33 protein-coding genes are annotated in these 22,991 nt (G+C 71.5%); 17 read left to right on the top strand and 16 right to left on the bottom strand.

From position 1 onward, the window contains the following. The first annotated feature begins 34 nt into the window (after positions 1 to 34). Complete coding sequence (locus ACGFWJ_RS00595) at positions 35 to 769, top strand: SseB family protein (protein WP_392943812.1); 735 nt, start codon at positions 35 to 37, stop codon at positions 767 to 769. 154 nt (positions 770 to 923) lie between these two features. Further along, the gene (locus tag ACGFWJ_RS00590) at positions 924 to 1,277 is read left to right on the top strand and encodes a beta/gamma crystallin domain-containing protein (protein WP_387633804.1); all 354 of its coding nucleotides are present in this window, start codon (positions 924 to 926) and stop codon (positions 1,275 to 1,277) included. A 107-nt stretch (positions 1,278 to 1,384) separates the two neighbouring features. Here the strand turns inward: ACGFWJ_RS00590 and ACGFWJ_RS00585 are convergent, their stop codons facing one another. The 5 genes from ACGFWJ_RS00585 to ACGFWJ_RS00565 all read right to left on the bottom strand — a co-directional run bounded on the left by ACGFWJ_RS00585 (position 1,385) and on the right by ACGFWJ_RS00565 (position 3,214). Further along, positions 1,385 to 1,528, bottom strand: a complete 144-nt coding sequence (locus tag ACGFWJ_RS00585) for a hypothetical protein (RefSeq protein WP_392943810.1) — start codon at positions 1,526 to 1,528, stop codon at positions 1,385 to 1,387. 111 nt (positions 1,529 to 1,639) lie between these two features. After that, a complete protein-coding gene (locus tag ACGFWJ_RS00580; protein ID WP_392943808.1) occupies positions 1,640 to 1,996 on the bottom strand; it encodes a hypothetical protein in 357 nt (118 codons plus the stop codon). Positions 1,997 to 2,170: 174 nt separating this feature from the next. After that, positions 2,171 to 2,398, bottom strand: coding sequence for a hypothetical protein (locus tag ACGFWJ_RS00575; RefSeq protein ID WP_392943806.1), 228 nt, complete (start codon positions 2,396 to 2,398; stop codon positions 2,171 to 2,173). 143 nt (positions 2,399 to 2,541) lie between these two features. Next, positions 2,542 to 2,901 carry a hypothetical protein gene (locus ACGFWJ_RS00570; RefSeq protein WP_392943804.1) on the bottom strand — a complete coding sequence of 120 codons (360 nt, stop codon included), beginning with the start codon at positions 2,899 to 2,901 and terminating at the stop codon, positions 2,542 to 2,544. Further along, positions 2,888 to 3,214: an HNH endonuclease gene (locus ACGFWJ_RS00565; RefSeq protein WP_392943802.1), complete on the bottom strand. Its 327-nt coding sequence runs from the start codon at positions 3,212 to 3,214 to the stop codon at positions 2,888 to 2,890. The genes ACGFWJ_RS00570 and ACGFWJ_RS00565 overlap by 14 nt, the downstream gene beginning before the upstream one ends. A gap of 644 nt (positions 3,215 to 3,858) precedes the next feature. Here ACGFWJ_RS00565 and ACGFWJ_RS00560 point away from each other — a divergent pair. The 9 genes from ACGFWJ_RS00560 (at position 3,859) to ACGFWJ_RS00520 (ending at position 9,045) form a co-directional block, all read left to right on the top strand. Beyond that, on the top strand, positions 3,859 to 4,170 hold the full coding sequence (locus ACGFWJ_RS00560; protein ID WP_392943800.1) for a hypothetical protein: 312 nt from the start codon (positions 3,859 to 3,861) through the stop codon (positions 4,168 to 4,170). After that, on the top strand, positions 4,094 to 4,618 hold the full coding sequence (locus tag ACGFWJ_RS00555; RefSeq protein ID WP_392943798.1) for a DUF6879 family protein: 525 nt from the start codon (positions 4,094 to 4,096) through the stop codon (positions 4,616 to 4,618). Before ACGFWJ_RS00560 ends, ACGFWJ_RS00555 begins: the two co-directional genes overlap by 77 nt. A gap of 23 nt (positions 4,619 to 4,641) precedes the next feature. Then, entirely contained in the window at positions 4,642 to 5,490 is an 849-nt protein-coding gene (locus tag ACGFWJ_RS00550) for a helix-turn-helix domain-containing protein (protein ID WP_392943796.1), read from the top strand. Positions 5,491 to 5,586: 96 nt separating this feature from the next. Next, positions 5,587 to 5,805 (top strand): hypothetical protein, encoded by a 219-nt coding sequence (locus ACGFWJ_RS00545; RefSeq protein ID WP_392943794.1) that lies wholly within the window; start codon positions 5,587 to 5,589, stop codon positions 5,803 to 5,805. Next, positions 5,802 to 5,993 carry a hypothetical protein gene (locus ACGFWJ_RS00540; protein WP_392943792.1) on the top strand — a complete coding sequence of 64 codons (192 nt, stop codon included), beginning with the start codon at positions 5,802 to 5,804 and terminating at the stop codon, positions 5,991 to 5,993. The genes ACGFWJ_RS00545 and ACGFWJ_RS00540 overlap by 4 nt, the downstream gene beginning before the upstream one ends. Continuing rightward, complete coding sequence (locus ACGFWJ_RS00535; RefSeq protein ID WP_392943790.1) at positions 5,990 to 6,241, top strand: hypothetical protein; 252 nt, start codon at positions 5,990 to 5,992, stop codon at positions 6,239 to 6,241. The genes ACGFWJ_RS00540 and ACGFWJ_RS00535 overlap by 4 nt, the downstream gene beginning before the upstream one ends. A 307-nt stretch (positions 6,242 to 6,548) precedes the next feature. Beyond that, a complete protein-coding gene (locus ACGFWJ_RS00530; RefSeq protein WP_392943788.1) occupies positions 6,549 to 6,719 on the top strand; it encodes a hypothetical protein in 171 nt (56 codons plus the stop codon). Between the two features lie 124 nt (positions 6,720 to 6,843). Further along, complete coding sequence (locus ACGFWJ_RS00525; protein ID WP_392943787.1) at positions 6,844 to 7,770, top strand: hypothetical protein; 927 nt, start codon at positions 6,844 to 6,846, stop codon at positions 7,768 to 7,770. A gap of 36 nt (positions 7,771 to 7,806) precedes the next feature. Continuing rightward, the gene (locus tag ACGFWJ_RS00520; protein ID WP_392943785.1) at positions 7,807 to 9,045 is read left to right on the top strand and encodes a tetratricopeptide repeat protein; all 1,239 of its coding nucleotides are present in this window, start codon (positions 7,807 to 7,809) and stop codon (positions 9,043 to 9,045) included. A 235-nt stretch (positions 9,046 to 9,280) separates the two neighbouring features. On the opposite strand, the gene ACGFWJ_RS00515 is transcribed toward ACGFWJ_RS00520, so the two are convergent. Both ACGFWJ_RS00515 and ACGFWJ_RS00510 read right to left on the bottom strand, forming a co-directional pair. Continuing rightward, positions 9,281 to 9,547, bottom strand: a complete 267-nt coding sequence (locus tag ACGFWJ_RS00515) for an alkaline phosphatase family protein (RefSeq protein ID WP_392943783.1) — start codon at positions 9,545 to 9,547, stop codon at positions 9,281 to 9,283. Next, positions 9,541 to 9,681, bottom strand: a complete 141-nt coding sequence (locus ACGFWJ_RS00510; protein WP_392943781.1) for a hypothetical protein — start codon at positions 9,679 to 9,681, stop codon at positions 9,541 to 9,543. Before ACGFWJ_RS00510 ends, ACGFWJ_RS00515 begins: the two co-directional genes overlap by 7 nt. Positions 9,682 to 9,899: 218 nt before the next feature. On the opposite strand from ACGFWJ_RS00510, the gene ACGFWJ_RS00505 reads away from it, so the two are divergent. After that, on the top strand, positions 9,900 to 10,589 hold the full coding sequence (locus tag ACGFWJ_RS00505; RefSeq protein WP_392943779.1) for a GNAT family N-acetyltransferase: 690 nt from the start codon (positions 9,900 to 9,902) through the stop codon (positions 10,587 to 10,589). 171 nt (positions 10,590 to 10,760) lie between these two features. Here the strand turns inward: ACGFWJ_RS00505 and ACGFWJ_RS00500 are convergent, their stop codons facing one another. Together ACGFWJ_RS00500 and ACGFWJ_RS00495 are read right to left on the bottom strand one after the other, a co-directional pair. Continuing rightward, positions 10,761 to 10,952: a DUF5999 family protein gene (locus tag ACGFWJ_RS00500; RefSeq protein ID WP_387633798.1), complete on the bottom strand. Its 192-nt coding sequence runs from the start codon at positions 10,950 to 10,952 to the stop codon at positions 10,761 to 10,763. Positions 10,953 to 11,276: 324 nt separating this feature from the next. Beyond that, positions 11,277 to 11,978 (bottom strand): hypothetical protein, encoded by a 702-nt coding sequence (locus ACGFWJ_RS00495; protein WP_392943777.1) that lies wholly within the window; start codon positions 11,976 to 11,978, stop codon positions 11,277 to 11,279. A gap of 361 nt (positions 11,979 to 12,339) precedes the next feature. Here ACGFWJ_RS00495 and ACGFWJ_RS00490 point away from each other — a divergent pair, with 361 nt between their 5' ends. The 3 genes from ACGFWJ_RS00490 to ACGFWJ_RS00480 all read left to right on the top strand — a co-directional run bounded on the left by ACGFWJ_RS00490 (position 12,340) and on the right by ACGFWJ_RS00480 (position 15,128). Then, positions 12,340 to 13,839: a glutamate--cysteine ligase gene (locus ACGFWJ_RS00490; RefSeq protein WP_392943775.1), complete on the top strand. Its 1,500-nt coding sequence runs from the start codon at positions 12,340 to 12,342 to the stop codon at positions 13,837 to 13,839. A 103-nt stretch (positions 13,840 to 13,942) separates the two neighbouring features. Further along, a complete protein-coding gene (locus tag ACGFWJ_RS00485; RefSeq protein ID WP_387633792.1) occupies positions 13,943 to 14,731 on the top strand; it encodes a CPBP family intramembrane glutamic endopeptidase in 789 nt (262 codons plus the stop codon). Between the two features lie 103 nt (positions 14,732 to 14,834). Next, positions 14,835 to 15,128, top strand: a complete 294-nt coding sequence (locus ACGFWJ_RS00480) for a hypothetical protein (RefSeq protein WP_387633790.1) — start codon at positions 14,835 to 14,837, stop codon at positions 15,126 to 15,128. Here the strand turns inward: ACGFWJ_RS00480 and ACGFWJ_RS00475 are convergent. From ACGFWJ_RS00475 to ACGFWJ_RS00445, 7 genes are all read right to left on the bottom strand, one after another. Beyond that, a complete protein-coding gene (locus ACGFWJ_RS00475) occupies positions 15,109 to 15,627 on the bottom strand; it encodes an HAD domain-containing protein (RefSeq protein ID WP_392943772.1) in 519 nt (172 codons plus the stop codon). The genes ACGFWJ_RS00480 and ACGFWJ_RS00475 overlap by 20 nt on opposite strands. Before the next feature lie 80 nt (positions 15,628 to 15,707). Then, on the bottom strand, positions 15,708 to 16,964 hold the full coding sequence (locus ACGFWJ_RS00470; RefSeq protein ID WP_392943770.1) for an MFS transporter: 1,257 nt from the start codon (positions 16,962 to 16,964) through the stop codon (positions 15,708 to 15,710). A 43-nt stretch (positions 16,965 to 17,007) separates the two neighbouring features. Continuing rightward, on the bottom strand, positions 17,008 to 17,529 hold the full coding sequence (locus ACGFWJ_RS00465) for a GNAT family N-acetyltransferase (protein ID WP_387633784.1): 522 nt from the start codon (positions 17,527 to 17,529) through the stop codon (positions 17,008 to 17,010). 66 nt (positions 17,530 to 17,595) lie between these two features. Further along, entirely contained in the window at positions 17,596 to 18,291 is a 696-nt protein-coding gene (locus ACGFWJ_RS00460) for a dienelactone hydrolase family protein (RefSeq protein WP_392943768.1), read from the bottom strand. Between the two features lie 110 nt (positions 18,292 to 18,401). Then, on the bottom strand, positions 18,402 to 19,763 hold the full coding sequence (locus tag ACGFWJ_RS00455; RefSeq protein WP_392943766.1) for a sugar porter family MFS transporter: 1,362 nt from the start codon (positions 19,761 to 19,763) through the stop codon (positions 18,402 to 18,404). A 157-nt stretch (positions 19,764 to 19,920) separates the two neighbouring features. After that, the gene (locus ACGFWJ_RS00450) at positions 19,921 to 20,568 is read right to left on the bottom strand and encodes an FMN-binding negative transcriptional regulator (RefSeq protein ID WP_387864553.1); all 648 of its coding nucleotides are present in this window, start codon (positions 20,566 to 20,568) and stop codon (positions 19,921 to 19,923) included. After that, the gene (locus ACGFWJ_RS00445; RefSeq protein WP_392943763.1) at positions 20,562 to 21,227 is read right to left on the bottom strand and encodes a pyridoxamine 5'-phosphate oxidase family protein; all 666 of its coding nucleotides are present in this window, start codon (positions 21,225 to 21,227) and stop codon (positions 20,562 to 20,564) included. Before ACGFWJ_RS00445 ends, ACGFWJ_RS00450 begins: the two co-directional genes overlap by 7 nt. Positions 21,228 to 21,261: 34 nt before the next feature. Between ACGFWJ_RS00445 and ACGFWJ_RS00440 the strand changes: the two genes are divergently transcribed. Both ACGFWJ_RS00440 and ACGFWJ_RS00435 read left to right on the top strand, forming a co-directional pair. Continuing rightward, positions 21,262 to 22,605 carry an aminotransferase class I/II-fold pyridoxal phosphate-dependent enzyme gene (locus ACGFWJ_RS00440; RefSeq protein ID WP_392943761.1) on the top strand — a complete coding sequence of 448 codons (1,344 nt, stop codon included), beginning with the start codon at positions 21,262 to 21,264 and terminating at the stop codon, positions 22,603 to 22,605. After that, positions 22,605 to 22,949 (top strand): hypothetical protein, encoded by a 345-nt coding sequence (locus tag ACGFWJ_RS00435; protein WP_392943759.1) that lies wholly within the window; start codon positions 22,605 to 22,607, stop codon positions 22,947 to 22,949. Before ACGFWJ_RS00440 ends, ACGFWJ_RS00435 begins: the two co-directional genes overlap by 1 nt. Positions 22,950 to 22,991: the final 42 nt, after the last annotated feature.

The raw sequence follows: 22,991 nt of genomic DNA, 5'->3' as shown, positions 1-22,991 counted from the left end.
CCGCCCGGACGTAAACGTGGCATACGCTCGACGGGTGGACCGCAAGAACATCCCCAACCCCGGATTCGCCGAGGACGACGGCACTGCCGACCCCGTCCTCGCCGCCGCCCTCGCCGCCTGGCAGCAGGACCCGTCCGCCGAGGGCGAGTTGCTGACCGTGCTGACCCGAAGCCGGCTGATGGTGCCGATCGTCGCCGTGCTGGGGGAGGTGGAGTACGACGAGAACGGGCACAAGCGCGAGAAGACCAGCGACATGGCGGTGCCGGTACTGGAGGCCGCCGACGGCCGGCGCGCGCTGCCCGCGTTCACCTCGATGGAGACCATGGCCAGCTGGCGCGCGGACGCCCGCCCGGCGCCCGTGGCCGCCCCGCAGGCCGCGATGGTCGCGTTCTCCGAGCGCGCCGACATCCTCCTCGTCGACCCGGCCGGCCCCGTCACCTACCAGCTCGGCGGCGCCCGCCTGCGCGCCATCGCCGAGAACCGCCCCTACCTGCCGCCGCGCACCGACCCAGAGGTGCACCGCGCGCTGCGCGAACTGCTGGCCGCCGAACCCGAGATCGCCGCCGCCCACCTCGCCCCGGCCGCCGAGGCCGACGCCACCCTGGCCCTCGTCCTCGCCGACCCCACCGCCGACCCCCGCCCGCTCGCGTCCCGCCTCGCCCAGTCCCTGGCCGCCGACACCACCCTGCGGGTGCGCCTCGACAACGGGCTCCAGCTCGCCTTCCTGCCCCAACAGCTGGACCAGAAACCGTTCTTCACTCGCGACTGACCTGCGCTTCTCACACGAATGGGTGAACTCGCGCAAGGGCGGTTCGCGCCCGGAGTGTTGCTCCGCCGAACGGGGGACGGTCCCCTACGTTGAGGTCTCCCGGACCGGGCGGCAGCAGGCCGTCCACCGGCCGGCTTCGCACAAAGGGGAATCCGTGTTCTCGAGGACCAAGAGGGTCGTCTGTTCGCTGGCCACGGCGTTCGCGGCAGCGGTCGCGTTCACCATCACCGTGCCGAGCGGCCACGCGTTCGCCATCGACCACATCCAGTGCGTCGGTGGCGAGAACTTCCTGAAGATCTGGTCGCACCTCGACGGCCGGGACAGCGTGGACTGCTACGCCAACGGCGGCACCACCGACTTCGGCGGCTGGTGGGTGGACCGCATCTCCACCGGCAACAACGACCTGATCTACTACGACGTCAACGGGGACTCGGTGCGCATCGACCGCTGGACGGACATCACCTTCCCCAACAACCCGCCGCGGGTCCGGTCCATCCAGATCATCTGAACTGCCGTGCGGCGCCCTGTCGTTGACACAAGGCCAACGACAGGGCGACAGCCGGCTCAGCCGCTGACCGGGCCGGTGTCCAGGCGGACGTGGTCGACGGCCCAGTATCAGTTGTTGCCCGCGTCGTACATGCGGAACTTCCAGTCCGGCCGGAAAGCGTGCGCCGACCAGCGCAGCAACTCGCCCGCGAGCGTGCGGTGCGGGTGCGGGACGTCGTCCGGGATCGTGCGAACCGGCTGGTAGATGATCAAGTCTGCCCTTCCTGGCTCAGTCACACAGTCGTGGTCCTGCGACGAGGGAGAGATAATGCGTCGCGCCCCGGCCCGGCGCGAGGCCAGTCCGGGGCGCGGGGGGCGGGTCCGTCACACGTATTCGATGAGCCAGCCGGCCGGGTTGTCGTCCACCACGTCGGTGCTGCTCTTCTTCACGCGCCCGACGTGAATCTTCTGAATCCCCCTGGGGAGCTTCTCGGTGACGCGGGCACCACCCTGACTGACGTCCCAGTCCTTGGCAGGGAGCCAGGTCGTACCGTTGTGGAACTGCACCTTCAGCCGCACATCGACCCAGCTGGAGCCGAGGCTGAAGTAGGCGTCGCCCCATACGCCGGTCTGGTTGGGCTGAGGGATGGGGAGGAGAAGGCCGTACCTGTAGTGGATGAGGCCGTCGCTCTCGTTGAACACGAAGCCCGTGGGGACATCACCGAGCTGGAAGTTGGGCATATGCGCTCCTCAGGAGTGCCGCATGAGCTGTCTTTCGACGAACGAGGCTCAGATTACGAGTGCCCTTCCACGGCATTTGCGGCATCAGATGTCAAACCACCCATGCAGGTGAGCCAGGGGCGTGAAGAGGCGACTGGCCGGGTTCCGTAATCCGTCCGCGCCTGCGGCGATTGCTCACATCCTGGCTGTCTCGCGGCGGGCCCGTTCCTCCAGCAGCCGGGCAGCGTCAGCGGAGACGTGCACACCGGCCGTGAAGGGCAAGTTCATGTCGTGGGCCCACAGTTCACGGGCCGTGCCGTGCGGGACCTCGGAGTCCAGGCCTGCTTCGTAGTAGACGATCGTCCGGGCGATGCGCAGGGCCTCGTCCGAGGGCCTTGCGGCCCGGGTCTTGCGGCGTGCCACGGCGCGCCCCCTTCATCGCGTCGACTACCGGTACACCTGCCCTGGCGCCAACCCCGCCACTCACCCTCAACTCGCCACGCTCCGTAACGAGTTGATGTCGCCCGTGCGGTCGTCTGCGACTAGCGGAGCAGCGGGGCCGTGCTTCACGCGCGATTGCCCCAACGGGCGCCGACGGCGTCGCGGGCGTTGTGGCCGCGCTTGGGGCCGTCGCCCTCACCGCCGATCTTGGCGAGGTGGCCGGCCGCGCTCGCCCGGTTCGTCTGGGCCTGCGCGATGCCGGGGTGCAGGACGAACATTCCGGCACGGTTGCCACCGGGGATCATCCGGCCTTCGCGCTTGACCACGGCGTCGAGCTGCGCGGCGCGGGCGAGCATGGCCGCGGCGATGTCGATCGCCACCAAGTCGCCTGTTTCGAGGCCGAGTTCGGTCTCATGCAGATCGATGAGCGCGGCGCGGACGGCCTGCGGGGCCCTCAGCGTCGGATCGAGGTCAACGGACCTCACCGGGGTGCGGTCGGTGGGTTTGGGCGGGCTGCCAGCGCATCGCGGCAGCCCTCTTGCGGGCGCGGCCGGCGTCGGCGGCGTCCTTGCGCAGTACGTGCCAGTCGCACAGCGCGCGCAGGTTCGAGGGGTCGTCGCTGCCGCCTTCGGAGGCGGGGACGATGTGGTCGCAGTGGCGCGCGGGCTCGGCGCAGATCTCGCGCGTGTCGTCCAGGGCGAGTTGCCCGGCCTTGGGTCGCGTGCTGTCCGGGTCGGCCGCCGTGGCGACGACGACGGGTTCGGGCTTGCCAGGCAGGCGGAGGGTGGTGGTGGGCACTGGCGTCTCCACAAGCAGGCCGAACGCGAGCGCGCCGAACGGGCCCGCACCGGCGCGGACATCACCCTGACGTGGTCCGCGGTGAGTGTCGGCCGCTGGAGCGTCACAGGCGCCGGACACGACCGAGGCTTCGAAGTCACCCTCAACGAACGCGACTTCGCGCATGGCATGTACGAGATCCGGGAGAACGGACACTTCCACTCCCGCCACCCCTACCGCCATCAGGCCGAGGCCGCCGTCCGCCGGCTGCTCGCCGACGGAGTCGAACTCGGGCAGCCGGCACCAGGCCCCGCCCCGCGGCCCCCACCCGCCCGTGCCAGACCAGCCCCGCCGGCCGCTGGCACCAGGCCCCATCCCGAGCTCGCAGACCAGTACGTGCCTGCCGATACGAATCTTCCGCCGAGCGAGTCTCTCGTTACTCGGAGTGGCCTTGTTGTCGAGATCGCCAGCGACCTCGGGGCTGCGGCGGGTCGGCCTTTTCCGCTGGCCCGAGGGGCGGCGAGGACAGCAGAGAGCCACTGCGGTTGAGCTGGCGGTTCATCAGAAGAGGAAGCGCCTGACACGGCATCCGCTCGTGAGCGATTCTGGTTCCCGCGCCAACGGCCATGCAAGATCGCGCAAGTGGAGTGACAGGAGGGGTAGGCATGACGGTACGGTTCTTTGCGATCGATCCGGAGACCGGTCAGGGGAACAGCCCGACCATCTGGGTGGACGACGAGATCGGAGACTTGCTGGTTCAGAGCTACAAGGCTGACGGTGCGTCGATCGCTGCCGTACTCGCGGCCGGCCATGGTCCTGACCACGAGAACACGATCCCCTCGCACGAGGGTGTGCTTCGGATTCCGGCCCGCATGGTGCCGATTCTCAGGAAGGCGTGTGATGAGGCAGAGCGTTCCCAGCTTCGTCGAGATGTTGAACTCGGCGAAGCGGACGGCGGTGCATCTGGAGCTGCGTGACCAGTACAACGTTGCCGAGGAAGCCGCTGAGCTTGCCAAGTGGAACCGCGGTGAGTCCGTGGACGTTGATCCCGATTCGGACTACTGGACCGGGTGGAGCGATCTGGTACGCAGCACTGTCGCCCGAGGGGTCCTGGTCCGTCGAGCCCGTGTCGTCTCCGTACCGGTTACGGACTATGTCCGGTATGAACACCACATCACGGTGGTGAACTTGGCGATCGGTGAGCAGGTGCGATGGCTGTCCCGCGCCGAGGCGTCGGATATCGCCCTTCCTGGCAACGACTTCTGGCTCGTGGATGATCGCGCCGTTCGCTTCAACGTCTTCGACGGCCCCGGTGCCGCCCTTGAACCGCAGTACTCCGAGGACCCGGCGGTGACGGCTCTGTGCGCCGGCGCCTTCGAAGCCGTGTGGGAACGAGGAGTGGAGCACGAGAAGTTCGTCGTCTGACACGTACGCAGGACCGCCGGATCATGCCCCTGTCTCCATCGTCCAGCGCGCAGAGCGCCCGTGAGACGATCGCCAAGAGATTGAAAACCCTCCAGCAGGACGCCCGCCTCACCGGGCATGATCTGGCCCTGCGAACCGGCTTCAGCGAGTCCAAGGTCTCACGCATCGCAAGTGCCAAGACACCGCCGTCAGCAGACGACATTCAGCGATGGTGTACGGCCTGCGGCGCAGAAGACCAAGTGGCAGATCTGATCGCCGCGAGTCGTGCGGCCGACGAGATGTACGTCGAGTGGAAGCGCCTGCATCGAACGGGAATGAAGCACGCCCAAGACGCCATCCTGCCGATGTTCAGGGACAGCCGGCAGATTCGGGCGTACTGCTCCAACGTGATGCCGGGGATCACCCAGCGCCGTGACTACGCGCTTGCCCTGATGCGGGCCATCACTACCTTCCAGAACACTCCGGACGACGTGGAAGAGGCTGTCGGCAGCCGTCTCCAGCGCGGCAACCTGCTGTACGAGGGGAGTTGCACCTTTGCTTTCGTCCTTGAGGAGGCAGTCCTCTACTACCCCCTCGGTGACAGGGAGGCGATGACGGACCAGCTGCACCACCTGCTGAACATCATGTCCTTGCCGCGAGTCAGTGTCGGTGTGATCCCGTTCCAGGCCCCCCGCGCCATGTGGCCGCTCGAAGCCTTTTACATGTTCGATGACCGGCAAGTTGACGCCGAGCTGCTGACCGCAGTCGTCAAGATCACGACGCCCAGCGAGATCGCGGCATACTCGAAGGCGTTCAAGATCCTCTCAGGCATGGCAGTGCACGGACGGGACGCCAGAGTGCTGATGGAGCGAGCCCTCAAGGCGCTCGGGTGAATCGATGCAAGACGGTGCAAGATTGTGGCACCGCTCGTAGCCGCTTGCCTACGGTCTATCACGTATCCCCGCCGCCCCGGCAAGGAGAGCAGACCGATGGCGACACGCAAGACCCCGAGGGTCTACCGCGACCCCGAGCCCGGCCCGTCGAAGGCCGAGCGGTACAGGCTTCCGAAGGGGTGGAACCCGCTGGCCGAGTATCGGGCGGCCAACGCGGCCGGCCGGGCCCCGTCCCCGGGCGAGGCCGTGCAGGAGTTGGCCGTACGGTCCTCGTGCCGCTGCCGCAACTGCATCGCCCGCAGGGGTGCCGCGTGATCATCCGACAGAAGCAGAGCCTGAAGGTGATCAAGGGCGACCCGGTCCGGCACGGCGAGGACGGCTGGACGGGCACCGTCGCGGAGACCCCGGGCGAGCACGCCAACTACGCCTGGGTGAACAGGGATTCCTCCTGCGAGGTGTACCCGGAGCTGGTCCTGCTGACCGAGTTGGAGTCCGCAGAGTGAACACGCCGAGACCCTTCCGCCTCGCGGGCGACGAGTACGCGGTGGACCGGCCCGACGGCTACCGCCAGGGAAAGTGCTGGGTCTGCCGGCAGGAGAAGCTGGTCTGCGCGGGCACCACGCTCCGCGCCCCCGGCGACGAGGACAGCACGCTCCACGCGATCTGCGACGACTGCATCGCCCGCGCCCGCGCCCGCGCACCCCACCGCCGCGCCGCGCTGCGGGCCGCGCTCGACCGGCGGCCGGCGTAGCGGTGACACCCCGAGGAGAGAACGCCGTGGACGGCGGCCGGAACGACTGCGGGGACACCGCCGGGCGGGCCTCGCGCGAGGCCCCCACGCCCTGGCCCCTTGCCGCCGCGTAAACGGTCTCCCTGCTCGCGCTCATAGCGCTCGCGATGGCGCTGATCGCCTCGGGCCGCTACTGGCCCCACCCGCGCCCCTGGGCGCCCACGAGTTCCCGGCCCGCTGGAAAGGGCCCGTCGGGCCGGGTCTGCATCACCCGCACCACGGCTCGTCCACCTCGGACGAGCGGAGCCAACCCGATTGGAGAGGCATCGTGAGCGACACCACCATCACGCCCGACCCGGAGGTCACCGCCCTGACGCGGCGGCTGGACCACTCCGTCCCGGACGGCGACTTCGCGCCGGCCACCGTCCCGTCCCTGACGCGGCGGTTGGACCACAAGGTCCCGGACGGCGACTTCGCCCCGGCGGGAACCGAGAGCTGACCTCAACTCCGAACTGACGCCGTCTGACTGACGGCACGGCGGGCCGACTCGGAATGCGTAACCGGGTCGGCCCGCCACCTCCCAGACCTGCCACCTGCACGCCTCGACCAAGAGGAGAGCCATCGTGTCGCCGACGATTGCCGCCCGAGTGGAGCCCGGTTCCTTCTTCGACCTCACCCGCAAGGACCCGGCCCTGACCCGGCTCCGTGAGACGGGCGCCGAGCCGATGCTCCCGTTCGCCCTGATGGAGCGCCTGGTGCGCTCGGGCACCCCCTTCGCGGAGCACTCCCGCGTCCTGCGCAGTGACACCGTGACCGTGGCGGGCGTGACCTTCGATTGGTTCGACGCCGAGCTTCCCCGCGAGATCGCCGACGAACTCAGCCTGACGGACTACGAGATCGCCCAGCACACCGACGAGCGCCGCACGACGCTGACCCAGGCCCTGGACCGCCTGTCGCTCGTCCACCCCGAAGGATTCGCCCGCGTGCGCGAATTCGTCCGGGGCCTGCTGTGGGTCGGCCTCAAGTCCGGTGTCCACGCGTCCTCGCTGACCAGTTCCAGCGACCCGGCGCTCCCGTACGTCGTCGTGTTCTCCGACAAGGCCCGGCACCACATCCCGCCGAACACCGTCAGTCCCGAGCCGTCGCCCCTCTTCCTGGCGGAGAACCTGCTGCACGAGGGAACGCACCAGTCGATCAGCTTCCACGTCCTCCAGAACCGGGTGTTCGCCGACGGCTACTCCTCCCGGACCTCTCCCAGGATCGAGATCGGGTGGCGTGCGACGCAGGGCGAGGCCCGCAACCAGTTCTGGGAGATCGACCGCGCGTTCCACGCGATCTGCGTCTACAACCAGCTGCTGCGGTTCCGCCGGACCGAACTGGACCGCGACGACCTGACCGCCGACGAGCGTGTGCGCTTCCAGGACGCCTACGACCAGGGACTGCCGGCCGTCCGCTACCTCATGCGCGAACTGGAGCTCCTGACCGAGCACTTCTCCCCGCACGGGGCGGAGCTGCTGGCCGACCTGCGCCACCAGACCGACCAGCTGTAGTGCGCCGCCGAGCGCCACCGAACCAGGGAAGGCCCCGTGCTCCAGCACCTCATCACCCAGGACGACCAGCTGCGCATGGTCCCCATCGACCGGGACGAGCTGACCGTCGTCGTCGGCCAGCTCCGCCAGGAGTTGGACGTCACCACCGACCCCTCCCGGACCCGGTTCCTGAGCAGAGAGATCGGCATCGCCCAGATGACCCTGGGCCACCACGACGAGGCCCGCACACTCCTGCGCCAGGTCCTCGACATGGCCACCGCCGCCGGCAACACCCGATCCGTCGTCGCCTCCGCAATCAACCTCGGCGACGCCCACCGCTACGCCGGCGACACGCAGGCCGCGGACGCCCTCTACCGCAGCGCGCTCGCCACTGCACGAAGCCGGCACCCGGAACTCCTCGACTTCGCACACCAGCACTTCGGCAAGCACCTCATGGAACTCGGCGACCACGCGGGGGCCCTGGCCCACCTGCAAGAGGCCCTGCGACTGCGGATCGCCAAGGGCAACGCGGAACTGGTCGAGTCCACGCAGGCCGCACTCGACCGCGTCGCGCTGCTGCTCGGCCGGGCCAACCCCAACTTCTCGGCACCGCACGGGTGGAGCGCCGGGTGGACCGCCTGGCTCCAGTCCCGCACCACCGCCCGGACGCCGGCCCGATGGGCGGAGAGCTTTCCGGGCCTCCGGGACGCCGTGCGAGGACTCACCGCGCACCAGCGCGTGCACCCGCGCCTCCTCCGGCACCTGCGCGACCAGTCGTTCGCCGCCGAGCCGATCGCCGCGATGGCGCAGGAGGCCGAGAACGCCCTTGCCACCGCCGGGTACCTCCACAACGGCAAGTGGAACGCGGTCGTCGGCGACGCGGCGACCCGCTTCGCCGACCACGTCGACCTCGCCGCCGTCGTGGCCCGGTCCACGGGGCTGGAGGTCGAACAGCCGCACGCCGCCGTCTACATCGCGTACCGGGACAGCGGACAGTTCCTCGATTTCCACGTCGATGAGTTCGGCTTCGGCGAGGCCAACCTGATCCTGTGCCTCAAGCACGAACGCCCCACCGGTGCCGCCAAGCCTAGCTCCACCGTCTTCATCACCGCCGACGGCTACCTCGAATGCGATCTGGCCGCAGGTGACTGCGTCGTCTTCGACGGCGCACTCACGCCTCACGGCCGTACACCCGTCAGTGCCGGCGAGAGCGTCACCCTCATCAGCTTCGGCTTCCGTGCGCGTGACCGAGCCCTGCGCACGCCCGTGAAGCTCCCGCCGCCGCCCCGGCCGTGAGGCTCGGAATCTCGACCCGCACCGTTCCTTCCCGTTCACCGCACCTCCAGAGCATCCCGTGGCCCGCGCCGTCCTCCTCACCGCACTGACCGTCTACCTGCTGACCGGCTTCCGATACCACTGGGCATCCGAGGGCGAGAAGGCCCCCGGAAAGCTCATGTACGCGCGGGTCGGTAGAAGGGCATGTCGGCGCTCTCGTAGTAGCCCTGGCCGAGCCAGCCGTCCGAGCGCCGGGTCACCGAACCGTCCGCCCGGCCTCGTTCCAGGCGCTCATCGAGTCGCCGTAGCCGAACGCGGGCGCGCCCTGCTGGTAGGCGCTGGTGTGGGCGGCGTTCATCGGACAGGGCAGCAGGTAGCCCTCGGGCCGGGACGGGTCGGGCTGGTGGAAGACCGACCGGCCGTTGACGCCGCGCACCGCCGCGCGTTCGCCGAGGCCGCGCACGCCGGGCAGGGTGCCGAAGCAGTGGTCGAGCGCCCGGTTCTCCTGCATGAAGATCACCACGTGCTGGATGTCCTCCACCCTGCCCGGGCGGGCGGGGCGGCCAGCGCCTGACGGGCACTCAGCGGCAACGCGGACAGCACCGCCGCGGCGGCGGCACCGCCCAGCAGGGTACGGCGCGACAGTTCGGGACTCATCGGGGCTCCTCGGGCACGGTGCCGGGCTTCGCTCCGCCCGGCCGCGGCCATTCGTAGGCCGCCCAGGTGGACTGGACCGGTGCGAGGGGTGTCCAGTGGATGACGCGCTCCGCAACCTGTACAGACATCTCGCCAGGCAGCGAAATTCCGGGACGCTGCACACCCTCAACAGGTAATATCCACCAAGCAGTTGAGACCATTACAAGTGGAGTGTGGCCATGCCCGACGACCCGACCGTCCCCGCCCTCGTCCGGGCTTGGATCAGCGGCTGGACGGTCTCCCGCGGCGCCGCCGACCCCCGCCCCGAGCCATGGGGCTGGAGCATCGACGTCGGCCAGCCCCGCCACCCCTGGCGGCACGTCCTGCCCGCCCCCACCGAGCCGGACGTCCGCAAACTCACCGAGGGCACCACCGTCCCGTGGACCTGGCTCAAGCTGTTCGACGTCGACGAACGCGCCCTGCCCTGGATCGGCCCCGGCTGGCACATCGACGTCCCCGGCCACCTGATGACCTGCCGGCTGCGCCCGGAGAGCCCGACCGTCCCGGCCGGCTACCGGATCACCACTTGGAGCCGTGGCGGCGTGATCCGCGCCCTGGTCCGCACCACCAGCGGCGAGTACGCCGCGCGCGGCCAAATGGGCATCGGGCCGGGCTCCGACGGCCGCCTGCTCGCCGCCGCCGACCAGATCGAGACCGCCCCCGAGCACCGCCGCCGCGGCCTCGGCTCCCTGCTGATGCGCACGCTGCAGAGCGAGGCGCACGCGGCCGGCGCGCACACCGGCCTGCTGGTCGGTACCACCGAGGGGCGCGCCCTCTACTCCGCCCTCGGCTGGCGCTGGCACGCCCCGATGCTCAGCCTCTGGTACGACCCGTCCACGCCCACCGACCACCTGCTCGGCGGATCCTGAGGCTGCGTCGAACGGCTGCGTCTTGAACGGCCGCGCCGGAAGGCGTATGGCCGCGCCGAAAGGCGTATGGCCGCGCCGGAAGGGGTACTGAAGGGCCCCGGAAATGCCGACGCCCGCCAGGAGGGCGCACTCCGGGCGGGCGGTGATCGGTGAGGTGGTGCGGACCGGCGTTCAGGCGGCGATCAGCAGGGTCCGGCGCGGGGCGATCACGCGGCCGTCCGGCAGCAGTTCGCCGGTGTCGTCGAACAGCAGCACCCCGTTGCAGAGCAGGCTCCAGCCCTGCTCGGGGTGGCGGGCGACCGCTTCGGCCGCTTCACGGTCCGACGACTCGGCGGACGGACAGTCGGTTCGGTGCTGGCACATCGTTGTACCTCGCTTCGCTCGGGATTCGCGCCGCCGTACGGTCACCCCCCGGGGCGCCCGCCCTGCCGACGGAAACTTTCTCACCGCATCAGGTGTGAAACGGCGTCAGCCGGGTAGGACGTGTGGTCCTCCCCGACCGACACCAGTGTCCGACTCCGCGGGCGCTCGCGCAGGCATTTGGTGACATGCGCCACAGAAGATCCGGCGAGATCACCCTACCGGGCGGCGGGCGATCCGATCCGCGCACGGACGGGCCATCCCGCAGCGATCCGATCGGATCATTCCGGCATGGCCCGTCCGGGTGGTGCGAGCGGAAGAAGGGCGTCAGCCGATCAGCGCGGTCGGCCGGGCCGCGGGTGCGTTCGCCAGCCGGGCCAGCAGCTCGGCGGCGGGAAACACCTGATGGGCCGCCACCCCGAGCGGGGCGGGCGCCAGCGGGATCAGCAGGTCCTCCCCGGGCAGCGCGCTGTGCAGCCACAGCGCCGAGGCGTAGTGCTCGGGCAGCGACAGCAGCCGCGGCTCGTACCGGGCGGGGGAGGGGTGCACCAGCTGCCAGGCCTGGCGCAGCGCCCGCACCGTGGAGTCCAGGTAGGGCCCGGCGGTCAGGTGCGAGAAGGCCGGCCCGTTCGCGCCGACGGCGACCTCGGCGGCGGCCGTCACCTGCTCCAGCCCGTCCTCGGTGAACTCGCCGACGGCGAGCGGCCGGTGCTCCGCCCGCCCGCCGCCCGCCGCCCGTCCGCCCGCCGGGCCGCCCGCGCCGTCGCAGTCCCCGTGCGGGCAGTGCGGCAGCGCCGCGTCCGGACGGGCGGCGCGCAGCAGGAACCGCCAGCCGATGCAGTCCGCCCCGGCCAGCTGCGGCGTGGGCCCGCGCAGGGCGTGCACGGGCAGCGCGAGCAGCGGCTCCGGGCGCCCCTCGCTATGGCGGAGCACGGCGGCCGCCGACGGCGGCAGGGCCGCCCCGGGCGCGAGGGCCGAGTGGACGGCGTGCAGGGCGCCGGCCGGGGGCTGGGACAGGTGCAACGTCATGGTGAGTCGCCTCTCCGTTCGAGATCGGCGTGCTGCGGCATACCGGCATGGCATCGACATTGAGGGGTCTGGCCGTGTCCGGTTGGGCATGATCGCCGAGGGGGTGGGCGGGTCGTCGACGAGTCCCTCGACAGTGGGGGTTTCTCGGACGGCCCTGACCTGGCCTGAGCGGCGTGCGAATTCTACTCGAACAAGTGCGCAGGGTGACCTTCATATCACGTTCCGTGTCATTGTGCAAGTGCGTTTGAGCTGATCGGCCGTCAGAAATGCTCTCCCGCTCGGCTGTTCGAGCCGTGGGCTAGAAATCTTCGCCGTGGGCATGATGGACAGGCACTGTCGACCGAGGGGAGGGAAGGCACCCGTGGGCGAGAAGGTCGTCGCGACCCGGGCGGAGCTGGCCGACCGGCAGCTGTACCGCCGCAAACTCCAGTCCTGTCTGGACGTCCTGGGGCGAATGCTCAGGGAGGAACGGTTCGACCGCCCGAAAGCCATGATGGGCGTGGAGATCGAACTCAATCTGGCCGACGAGCAGGGGCTCCCCATGCTCGGCAACGAAGCGGTGCTGGACGCGATCGCCTCCGCCGACTTCCAGACGGAGCTCGGCCGCTTCAACATCGAGTTCAACATCGCCCCCCGCCGCCTGGGTGGACACGTCTTCGAGGATCTGCGCGAGGAACTCGGCACCGCCCTGCGCTACGCCGACCGGCGGGCCGAGGAGGCCGGCGGACGCCTCGTCATGGTCGGCATCCTGCCCACCCTCGACCTGGAGCACGCCGGGCTGGAGGCGATGTCCAGCAACGACCGCTTCACCCTGCTCAGCGACCAGATCCTGGCCGCCCGCGGCGAGGACATCGCCCTCGACATCGACGGCGTGGAGCGGCTGACCATCGACTCGGTGTCGATGGTCGCCGAGGCCGCCGCCACCTCCTTCCAACTGCACCTCCAGGTCACCCCCGCCCGGTTCGCCTCGGTGTGGAACGCCGCCCAGTCCATCTGCGGCGTCCAGCTCGCCCTCGGCGCCAACTCGCCGTTCCTGTTCGGCCGAGAGTTGTGGCGCGAGACCCGCCCGGTGCTGTTCCAGCAGGCCTGCGACACCCGCACGGCCGAACTCAAGGCCCAGGGGGTGCGCCCGATCACCTGGTTCGGCGAACGCTGGGTCGACTCCGCCTACGACCTGTTCGAGGAGAACCTGCGCTACTTCCCCGCACTGCTGCCGATCTGCGACGACGAGGACCCGGTCAAGGTGCTGGCCTCCGGCGGCGCCCCCCGGCTCTTCGAGATGCGGCTGCACAACGGCACCATCTACCGCTGGAACCGCCCCGTGTACGACGTCGCCGACGGCGTCGCCCACCTGCGGGTGGAGAACCGCTGCCTGCCTGCCGGCCCCACCGTCGCCGACATCCTCGCCAACGCCGCCTTCTACTACGGCCTGGTCCGGGTGCTCGCCGAACAGCCCCGCCCGATCTGGACCAGGCTGCCGTACGAGAAGGCCGACCAGAACTTCGTCAACGGCGCCCGGCACGGCATCGACGCCGTCCAGTGGTGGCCCCGCTCCGGGCGTGGCGCCCGCGGCCTGGTCGAACTGCCCGCCACCGACCTGGTGCTGAACGAACTGCTCCCGCTCGCCCACCAGGGCCTCGACCGCTGGGGCATCGCCGCCCGCGACCGCGACCACTACCTCGGCATCATCGAACAGCGCTGCCTGCGCCGCACCAACGGCGCCGCCTGGCAGGCCGCCGTCGTCCACCGCCTGCGCGAACGCCACGGCCTCGACCCGAACGCGGCGATCGCCGCCATGACCCGCCGCTACATCGAGGGCATGCGCAGCGGCGAACCCGTGCACACCTGGCCGGTGGACTGACGCCGCTCCCCAAGGTCCAGAAACGTCTCATCGTGCTGTGAAAGGATGATCGGCCCGGAGCCAGGCAGTGCGCTCCGGGCCGCATCCGTCCTCGGGGAGACCAGTGACCACCGCCTCGGCCGAGCCCGCCACCACCAAGACCCTCTCCCGCCGCCTGCTCGTCGCCGAACTGCTCATCGTGCTCGGCCTCTCGCTCGGCATGAGCGGCGTCTCCGCGCTGATCAGCTTCCTCGGCTCGCTCACCGAACCCGTCGGCCTCGGCCAGCAGGTCGCCACCCTCAACGCCTCCCGCGCCCCCGGCCGGCCCTGGCTCGACCTCGCCTGGCAGCTCTTCTACATCGTCCGCGCCCTGATGCCCGTCGCCCTGGTCGGCTACCTGCTGGTCCGCGAAGGCGCCTCGCTGCGCACCATCGGCTTCGACCTGCGCCACAAGCTCTCCGACCTCGGCCGGGGCACGCTGCTCGCGGCGGCCATCGGCGGCTCCGGGCTCGCGTTCTACATCGCCATGCAGGCGGCCGGCTTCAACCTGACCGTCGCCGGCTCCGGCCTGCCCGACGTGTGGTGGCGGATCCCCGTGCTGATCGCCGCCGCCTGGCAGAACGCCATCCTGGAAGAGGTCGTGGTGGTCGGCTACCTGGTGCGCCGCCTGCACCAGATCGGCTGGACCTGGCCCGCGATCATCACCGCCAGCGCCGTCCTGCGCGGCTCCTACCACCTGTACCAGGGCATCGGCGGCCTGATCGGCAACATCGTGATGGGCGTGGTGTTCTGCCTGCTGTACCGCCGCTGGCGCCGGGTCGGCCCGCTGGTCGCCGCGCACGCCCTGATCGACACCGTCGGCTTCATCGGCTACGCCCTGCTGGCCGGGCACGTGAGCTGGCTGCCCTCCTGAAGCCGACTGCCGAATCCCGCCTGACGATCGGTCGGCTGCCGGTAGGGTGACGCCCGGTGGACGGCGCGCGGTGCGCCGCCCGGCAGGGGAGCGGGGAGCGGCCATGGGCGGGCAGCAGGGCTGGCACGGCGACCGGGACCGCGCCCGCCGCATCGCGGACGCCCTGCACAAGCTCACCGGCCGGCCGCCATTGGTGGAGCGCGGCCGCACGAAGGGCACCACCAAGGTCAGCGTGAAGATCGCCGAACGCCCGGACGGCACCCAGACGTTGGCGCTGCTGCGGGTCCTGCGCCACGGCGACCGCTTCGGCCACGCCCGCACCGCCCGCTGGGAGCACGTCTGGGTCGAGGTCGGCGAACCGCTCCCCACGTCCGAGGTCAGCCCGTCCGACGGCTGAGCCAGGCCCGCGACGGGGGACGGCGCAACAGCCGGTCCACGTGCTCGCGTTGCAGGCCCTGCGCCGGGTCGATCGGCATCAGCAGCCGGTCCGCGCGCAGCAGGCTGCGGCGCACCAGCCGCGGCGGGATGCAGTCGTCCACCCACGCGAACGGGCGGCCCTCGGCGTAGCGCAGCAGCGGCGCCCACTTGAACGCCGAGAACAGCTCCATCAGCGGCACCCGCGGATCGCCCGGCTGCGGCACGTAGCCGGTGAACTTCACCACCGGGAGCTCGGGCAGGCCCAGCAAGGGCGAGATGTACTCATTGGCCTCGAACTCCCACGTGGTCGCCCACACCAGCTCGTAGTGGTCGGCCAGTTCGCGAAGCCACTCGCCGTGGCGTGGTGACAGCAGCACCGAATAGCCGAGCAGCGTATGGGAGTCGAAGTCTTCCTCGGGGTGCGGGAACACCGGGTTCAGCACCCCGTCGACGTCAAGGTACAGCAGCGGTTTGCCCATGCGGGTCCCTTCCCCGGGTCAAGGTCAGTCAGGGACTGGACGACATCCGGGCCCCGGGGGGTTGCAGGTCAACTCCCGCGTCACCCGGACGTGGCCGGCTCCGGCTGCGGTACGTTGCCGCGCGCCTCGGGCACGGTGCGCTCCAACTGCCGTACCTCCGGCACCAGTAGCACCGCCGCGGCCAGGCCCAGGCACGTCAACGCGCACGCCCACAGCGCGCCGGACTGACCCAGCACCTTCGCCGCCGGGCCGGCCAGCGCGGTGCCCGCCGGCATCAGCGCGAAGGAACCGAAGGCGTCGTACGCGGAGATCCGCGACAGCAGTTCCTCCGGGATCTCCTGACGGAGCGCCACCAGCCAGCCCACCACGAACACCGTGACGCCGACACCCGACAGGAACATCGCCACCGCGACGGGCACCAGCGGCAGGCCGAGCGCCAGCACCAGCGCGGGCAGGCCGAACAGGAACACGCCGCCGTTGCCGACCAGCAGGATCCGGCGCGGCTGCCAGCGGGCCATCAGCACCGCGCTCGCCACCATGCCGACGCTGAGCGCGGCCATCGCGGTGCCCCACGCCGCGGCGCCGCCCATCCGCTGTTTGGCGATCACCGGCCCGTACACCGTCTCCACGGCCAGCACGCAGGCGTTCATCAGGGAGAACTGCACGACGATCGCCCACAGCCAGCGGCGCGAGACGAACTCCCGCCAGCCGACCCGCAGTTCGTGCACCAGGCTGGGCCCGGACTCGCGCCGCTCGCCGACCTGCGTCAGACCGGAGCGCATCAGCGCCGCCACCGCGAAACAGAGCGCGTCCCCCGCCAGCACCCAGCCCGGTCCGAGCAGCGCGGCCAGCAGGCCGCCGAGCGCGGCGCCCGCGATCTGCGCGCCGTTCACGCCCATCTTGAACACCGACAGCGCCTTGGACGCGTGCTCGGCCCGCACCGCCTGCAGGATCACGCCCTCGGCGGCCGGGGTGTAGAACGCCTGCCCCGCGCCGCCCGCCGCCGACAGCACCAACAGCGCCCACAGCGGCGGATGCCCCATCAGCACCAGCGCGGCCAGCACCGCCTGCGACACCGCGTTGAACACATTGGCGCCCACCATCACCACATGCCGCGGCCAGCGGTCGGCCACCGCCCCGCCGATCAGCATCAGCGCCACCAGCGGCACCGTCCGCGCCGCCGTCACATAGCCGACCTCGGTGGCGTGCCAGCCCGCGCCCAGTACGGCGAACGCGGTGGCGATCGGCGCGGCGGCGTTGCCCAGCCCGCTGACCACCGTGGCGGCGGTCTGGATCCGGTAGTTTCGGCCGGCCCACGCCGGATAGGTGATTCGCACTTCCAGACGATGGACCGCCAACCACCGCCCTGTCCAACGAATTTCAGGGCGTCCAGTCCGCCGCGAGCATCCCCAGCAGCACCTCGTCGACGAACCGCCCCGACACCCACGCGGCCCCGCGCAGCGTCCCCTCGACGCGGAACCCGGCCCGCTCGGCGGCGCCGATCATCGCCGCGTTGTCCGCCAGCGTGTCCACCTGGAGGCGGTGCAGGCCGCGCACCTCGAACCCGTACCGGCACAGCACCCGCACCACGTCCGTCCCGAAGCCGCGCCCGCGGACACCCGGCCGCAGGGACATCCCGAGGTGGGCGGAGCGGTGGTGCGTGTTGACGCCCCACAGCACGGCGGCGCCGGCGAGTTCACCGCCGGCGCGCTCCACCACCGAGAACACCGCCGGCTCCTCGGCCCCCGTCGCCCGGAACGGCGACGCCTCGACGGGCAACGGCCGCCAGGGCCGCCCGTCCGTGCGGGTGCGCATCGCGACGTCCTCGTACAACTCCTCGTGCAGGACGGCGACATCGCTCTCGTGCCGGGCCCGCAGCAGGATCTTCTCCCCGATCAGCATCCGCCAGAGCTACCACCCGCCGCACCGCCCTGGCCAGCGTTTTTCGTCAGCCGAGGTGCGCCCGGCTCAGCCGAGGTGCGCCCAGAGGAAGGTGAGGGTGCGGCGCCAGGCGATGGCGGCCTGCAGGGGGTCGTAGCTGCTGGGGGTCTTCTCGTCGTTCATGAAGGCGTGGCCGGCCGGGTAGAAGTGGATCTCGGGGCGGCGGCCGGTGGCCTCGCCGATCCGGATGGCGGCCTCGTCGACCACCGCGGCGGGCAGCGAGGCGTCCTGTTCGCCGAAGTGGCCGAGGACGTGGGCGGTCAGGCCGCGGTAGTCGTACTCGGGGTCGCCGGGCAGGCCGTAGAACGGGACGACGGCGGCGACCCGGTCGCCCTCGTGGGCGGCGAGCCGCAGGGCGAGGCCGCCGCCCATGCAGAGACCGACCACGCCGACCGCGTCGCCGACCGACCCCGGGTGGGCGAGCAGGTGGGAGACGGCCGCGTCGAGTTCCTCCGCGACCCGCGCGGCGGGCAGTTCGTGCTTCATCCGGGCGGCGGCCTCCCGGTCGTGGGTGACGGTACCGCCGTACAGGTCGGGCGCGAGCGCGAGGAAGCCCTCGGCGGCCAGCCGGTCGGTGAGTTCGGCGATGTGCCGGGTCAGCCCCCACCACTCCTGGATCACCAGGACTCCGGGACCGACCCCGGCGGGCGGCACCGCCAGGTAGCCGTGCACGGTCCGGCCGGAGCGGCCGGAGAAGCTGACGTTCTGGCGGGCAGCACCCATGGCTCTCCGTCAAGGCGGCCGCGCGCGGCGGCAGGCAGGAAGTTTCGTCTGGCACTCTAGGCGCGAACTCGCTTGCTTCAACGGCACACTGGCGGTGTGTCAGCGGGAGTTCAGCCCATCTCTTCCAGTGCCTTGCCCTTGGTCTCCTTGATGCAGAAGGCCACGAACGGGATCGACAGCAGGGCGAAGCAGGCGTAGATCACGTACGTCGCGGACAGGTTCCAGTCCGAGAGGGTCGGGAAGGAGACGGTGATCGCCCAGTTGGCGATCCACTGCGCGGACGCGGCGACCGACAGGGCGAGCGCCCGGATGGTGTTCGGGAACATCTCGCCGAGCAGCACCCACACCACCACGCCCCAGGAGAACGCGAAGCAGAACACGAAGACGTGCGCGGCGACCAGCGCGGTCGTCGCGTACGTGTTCGCCAGGGTGGCGGTGTCGCCGGTGCCGTGCCGGTAGGAGAACGCCCAGGCGGCCAGCCCGAGCGAGAGCGCCATGCCCGTTGAGCCGGCCAGCGCCAGCGGCTTGCGGCCGATCCGGTCGACCAGCGCCATCGCGACCACCGTGCCGATGACGTTGACGATCGAGGTGGACAGCGAGATCAGCAGCGAGTTGGACTCGTTGATGCCGACCGACTGCCACAGGAACGACGAGTAGTAGAAGATCACGTTGATGCCGACGAACTGCTGGAACGCCGAGGCGCCGATGCCGACCCAGACGATCGGCAGCAGCCCGAAGCGCCCGCCGAGCAGGTCGGTGAGCCGCGGCTTGCGGCGGGTGTCCAGCACCCGGCGGATCTCCGCGATCCGGGCGTCCAGGTCGATGTCCTCGCCCTCAACCTCGACCAGCACCTTGCGGGCCTGATCCTCGCGCCCGTCGGCGATCAGGTAGCGCGGCGACTCCGGGATGGACAGCGCCATCAGGCCGTACACCAGGGCGGGCACGGCCTCCACGCCGAGCATCCACTGCCAGGCCTGGATGCCGGCCAGATGGTTGGTGGACTCGCCGCCCGCGGCCTGGTTGAGCGCCCAGTTGGCGAGCTGCGAGACGGTGATGCCGAGCACGATCGCCATCTGCTGGAACGAGGCCAGCCGGCCCCGGTACGCGGTCGGCGCGACCTCCGCGATGTAGGTCGGGGCGATCACCGAGGCGATGCCGATCGCGATGCCGCCGAGCACGCGCCACACCCCCAGCACCTCGATGGTGGGCGGGAACATCGACCCGATGCCGCTGATCGCGAACAGTGTCGCGGCCAGCAGCATGGTCCGCACCCGGCCCATGTGGTCGGCCAGCCACCCGGCGACCACCGCGCCGGCCGCCGAGCCCAGCAGCGCGATCGCCACCACGAACGCGGTCTCGCCGTTGCCGACGCCGAAGTGCTTCTGGATGCCGGTGACCGCGCCGTTGATCACCGCACTGTCGTAGCCGAACAGGAAGCCGCCCATCGCGGCGGCGGCGGAGATGAACACCACATGGCCGAGGTGCTCGTCCCGGACGGCGGAGGAGTGGGTAGCCAGTGCTCTTCTCCCTACGTGACGATCCGTCCGGTCGGGGCGGATCTATCCGGAGGTAATTCGACCAGCGGCTACCCCGTGGCGCGGCTTCGACACGCCCGGAACCAATGAGCTGTCAGTCCGACGAAGGGCCGAGCGCGGGACGGCGGGTGCGCCGCCGCAGCAGCTGCGCCCGGGCCGCCGCGTCCTGCGGGTTGCCGGTCGCCGCGTGGCGTTCGGCCAGCCGTTCGGCGATCTCCAACTGGAGCTCCACCGGCTTCTTGTCGTCGTACTTGAACTTCGCCCGCACCCGGCGCACCGTCAGCCGCAGCCCGCGCAGGCCGGTCAGCTGCGGGCCGTACGGCGCCGCGCCGACGGTCACCCGGTCCTCGTGGTTCTCGGGCTGGAAGTGCGCCAGCTGCCGGTTGAGGATCTCCGCCTTGCCCGCCGGGTCGTCCACGATCTCGGCGGTGCAGGAGAACTGCACCGAGGCGTAGTAGCTGGTCGGCGTGTACGGCGCGTCGCGCCAGCGGCCCGGCGCGAACGCGTAGTCGTCGGTGACCGCCAGTGTGACGTGCGGGTCGGCGCGCACCGCCGCGAACAGCGGGTTGGGGGCGGCCAGGTGCAGCAGGATCTCGCCCGCTTCGGCGTCCAGCAGGAAGTGGGTGGGGACCAGGACCGGGCCGTCGGGGCCGTTGGCGGCCAGCGTGCCGAAGTCCCGCCCGGCGGCCAGCCACTCCTGCCACTCCCGGTCGGTGCCCCGGTCCCAGCCGCGGATCAGCATGCCGGGCCGGCCAGGTACCCGGGCAGCGGCAGGTCCGAGTGCGGGGAGGCCACCGGCGTGCCGTAGACCGGGGCGACGGGCACCACGCCCGCCCAGTACGGCAGGTCGAGGTCCTCCTCGTCGTCGATCACGTCGCCGGTGCGGGTCTTCGCCGAGACCTGGTCCAGCTCCAGCCGGATCACCGCCGTCGCCGCCAGCTCCTTCGGGTTGCCCGGCCGGCAGTCGGCGGCGCGGCCCGGTATCGCCTGCTCGACGATCGCGTCCAGCGCGATCCGCAGCTCCTCGGGGTCGGTGACCTGGTGCGCGGTGCCGTGCGCCACCACCGAGCGGTAGTTGACGGAGTGGTTGAACGCCGACTTCGCCAGCACCAGGCCGTCCAGGTGCGTCACCGTCACGCACACCGCCAGGCCCTGCTCGCCGCGCGCGCCGCGCAGCGGGCGGCTGCCGGTGGAGCCGTGGATGTACAGCCGCTCGCCGACCCGCGCGTACAGCGTGGGCAGCACCACCGGCGCGCCGTCCCGGACGAAGCCCAGGTGGCACAGGTATCCGGCGTCCAGGACGGCGTGCACCGCGTCCCGGTCCCAGTCGGCCCGCTCCTTGTCCCGGGTGGGGGTGGTGAGAGAGTTCCGGGTGTAGGTGTCCTTGGGCGTGTCCGGCATGACAACCTCAATGTACTAGTGCATACTCACGTTTGTGCTAGGAGAGTATCGGTTCACGGGTCGGCGGGCCAGCGATATCGCCGCCGACGTCGAACGCGCCGTCGCCGAAGGCCAGTTGGCGCCCGGAGCCGCCCTGCCGCCGCTGCGCGACCTGGCCGGCGAGCTCGGCGTCAACCCCAACACGGTGGCCGCCGCCTACCGCCTGCTGCGCGAACGCGGCGTCATCGAGACCGCCGGCCGGCGCGGCAGCCGGATCCGACCCCGGCCCGCCACCACCCCCCGCGACGAGGCCCGGCTGCCCGTCCCGCCCGGCGCCCGCGACCTGTCGGCCGGCAACCCCGACCCCGCGCTGCTGCCCCCGCTCGGCCCCGCCCTCGCCGCCGCCGCGGCCGGCCCCACCGTCCTGTACGGCGAACCCGTCGCCGAACCCGAACTCCTCGACGGCTTCCGCGCCGAATTCCGCGCCGACGGCGCCCCCGACGGCGAACTCGCCGTCTGCTCCGGCGCGCTGGACAGCATCGGCCGCGTCCTCGCCGCCACCCTGCGCACCGGCGACACCGTCGCCGTCGAGGACCCGGGCTGGGGCAGCGTCCTCGACCTCGTCCCCTCCCTCGGCCTGCGCACCGCCGGCGTCCCCGTCGACGACGAAGGCCCGCTCCCCGACGCCGTCGCCGCCGCACTCGACGCCGGCGCCCGCGCCCTCGTCGTCACCAGCCGCGCCCAGAACCCCACCGGCGCCGCCCTCACCCCCGCCCGCGCCGCCGCGCTGCGCACCGTCCTCGCCGCCCGCCCGCACACCGTGCTGATCGAGGACGACCACGGCCACGGCATGGTCGACCAGCCCTTCCAGTCGCTCGCCTCCGACGGCCGCGGCGGCACCACCGTCACCCACTGGGCACTGATCCGCTCCGCCGCCAAGGCACTCGGCCCCGACCTGCGGGTCGCCGTCCTCACCGGCGACGCCGACACCGTCGCCCGGGTCCTCGGCCGCCAGCGCCTGGACGCCGGCTGGGTCAGCCACCTGCTGCAACGCGCTGTCGTCGAACTGCGCCGCACCGACGCCGCCCCCGCCGCCGCGATCGCCGCCGCCTACCGGGCCCGGCGCGACGCGCTGCTCACCGGGCTCGCCGCGCACGGCGTCCGCGCCCACGGCGAGAGCGGCGTCAACGTCTGGGTGCCCGTCCCCGACGAGACCGCCGTCTCCGCGGCCCTGCTGCACCGCGGCTGGGTGGTCGCCCCCGGCTCCCGCTTCCGCCTCGGCTCCCCGCCCGCGATCCGGATCGGCATCGCCGCCCTCGCCCCCGCCGAGGCCCCCGCCCTGGCCGCCGCCATCGCCGACGCGCTGCGCGGTCCGACCCACGGGTCGCGGGTGACCTGATGCGGATCGAGCTCCGGAGGCTGCGCGCCGGGCTCGCCGAGGTGGCGACCCCGCACGGCCCGGCCGTCGCCCGCTGGCGCGGCGGCCCGGCCGACCCGCCCGGGCCGTACTTCGTGGAGTGGACGATCGACGAGGAGCACGCCGCGGTCCGCCCCGCCGCCGGGCCCGGTCCCGAGGTCCGGGTGGACGGCGAACTGCTCGTGCTGGTGGGCGAGTTCGACGGCGAGGCGGCGCTGCGGATCGGCGACAGCCTGGTCCTGCTGGATCTGCCCGGCCACCCTCCCGGCCCGCTGGAGCTCGCCGTCCCGCGCGAGTGCGCCGAGCTGTACCCGTACACCGTGTGACGAAGCCCCCGTTCGAGGACGGGGGCTTCACCCGCACCGGAA

This window comes from Kitasatospora sp. NPDC048407, assembly GCF_043200475.1.
Taxonomy (GTDB): domain Bacteria; phylum Actinomycetota; class Actinomycetes; order Streptomycetales; family Streptomycetaceae; genus Kitasatospora.
Note: the sequence above shows the minus strand (reverse complement) of the source record. Positions and strands in the feature narration are given on the sequence as shown.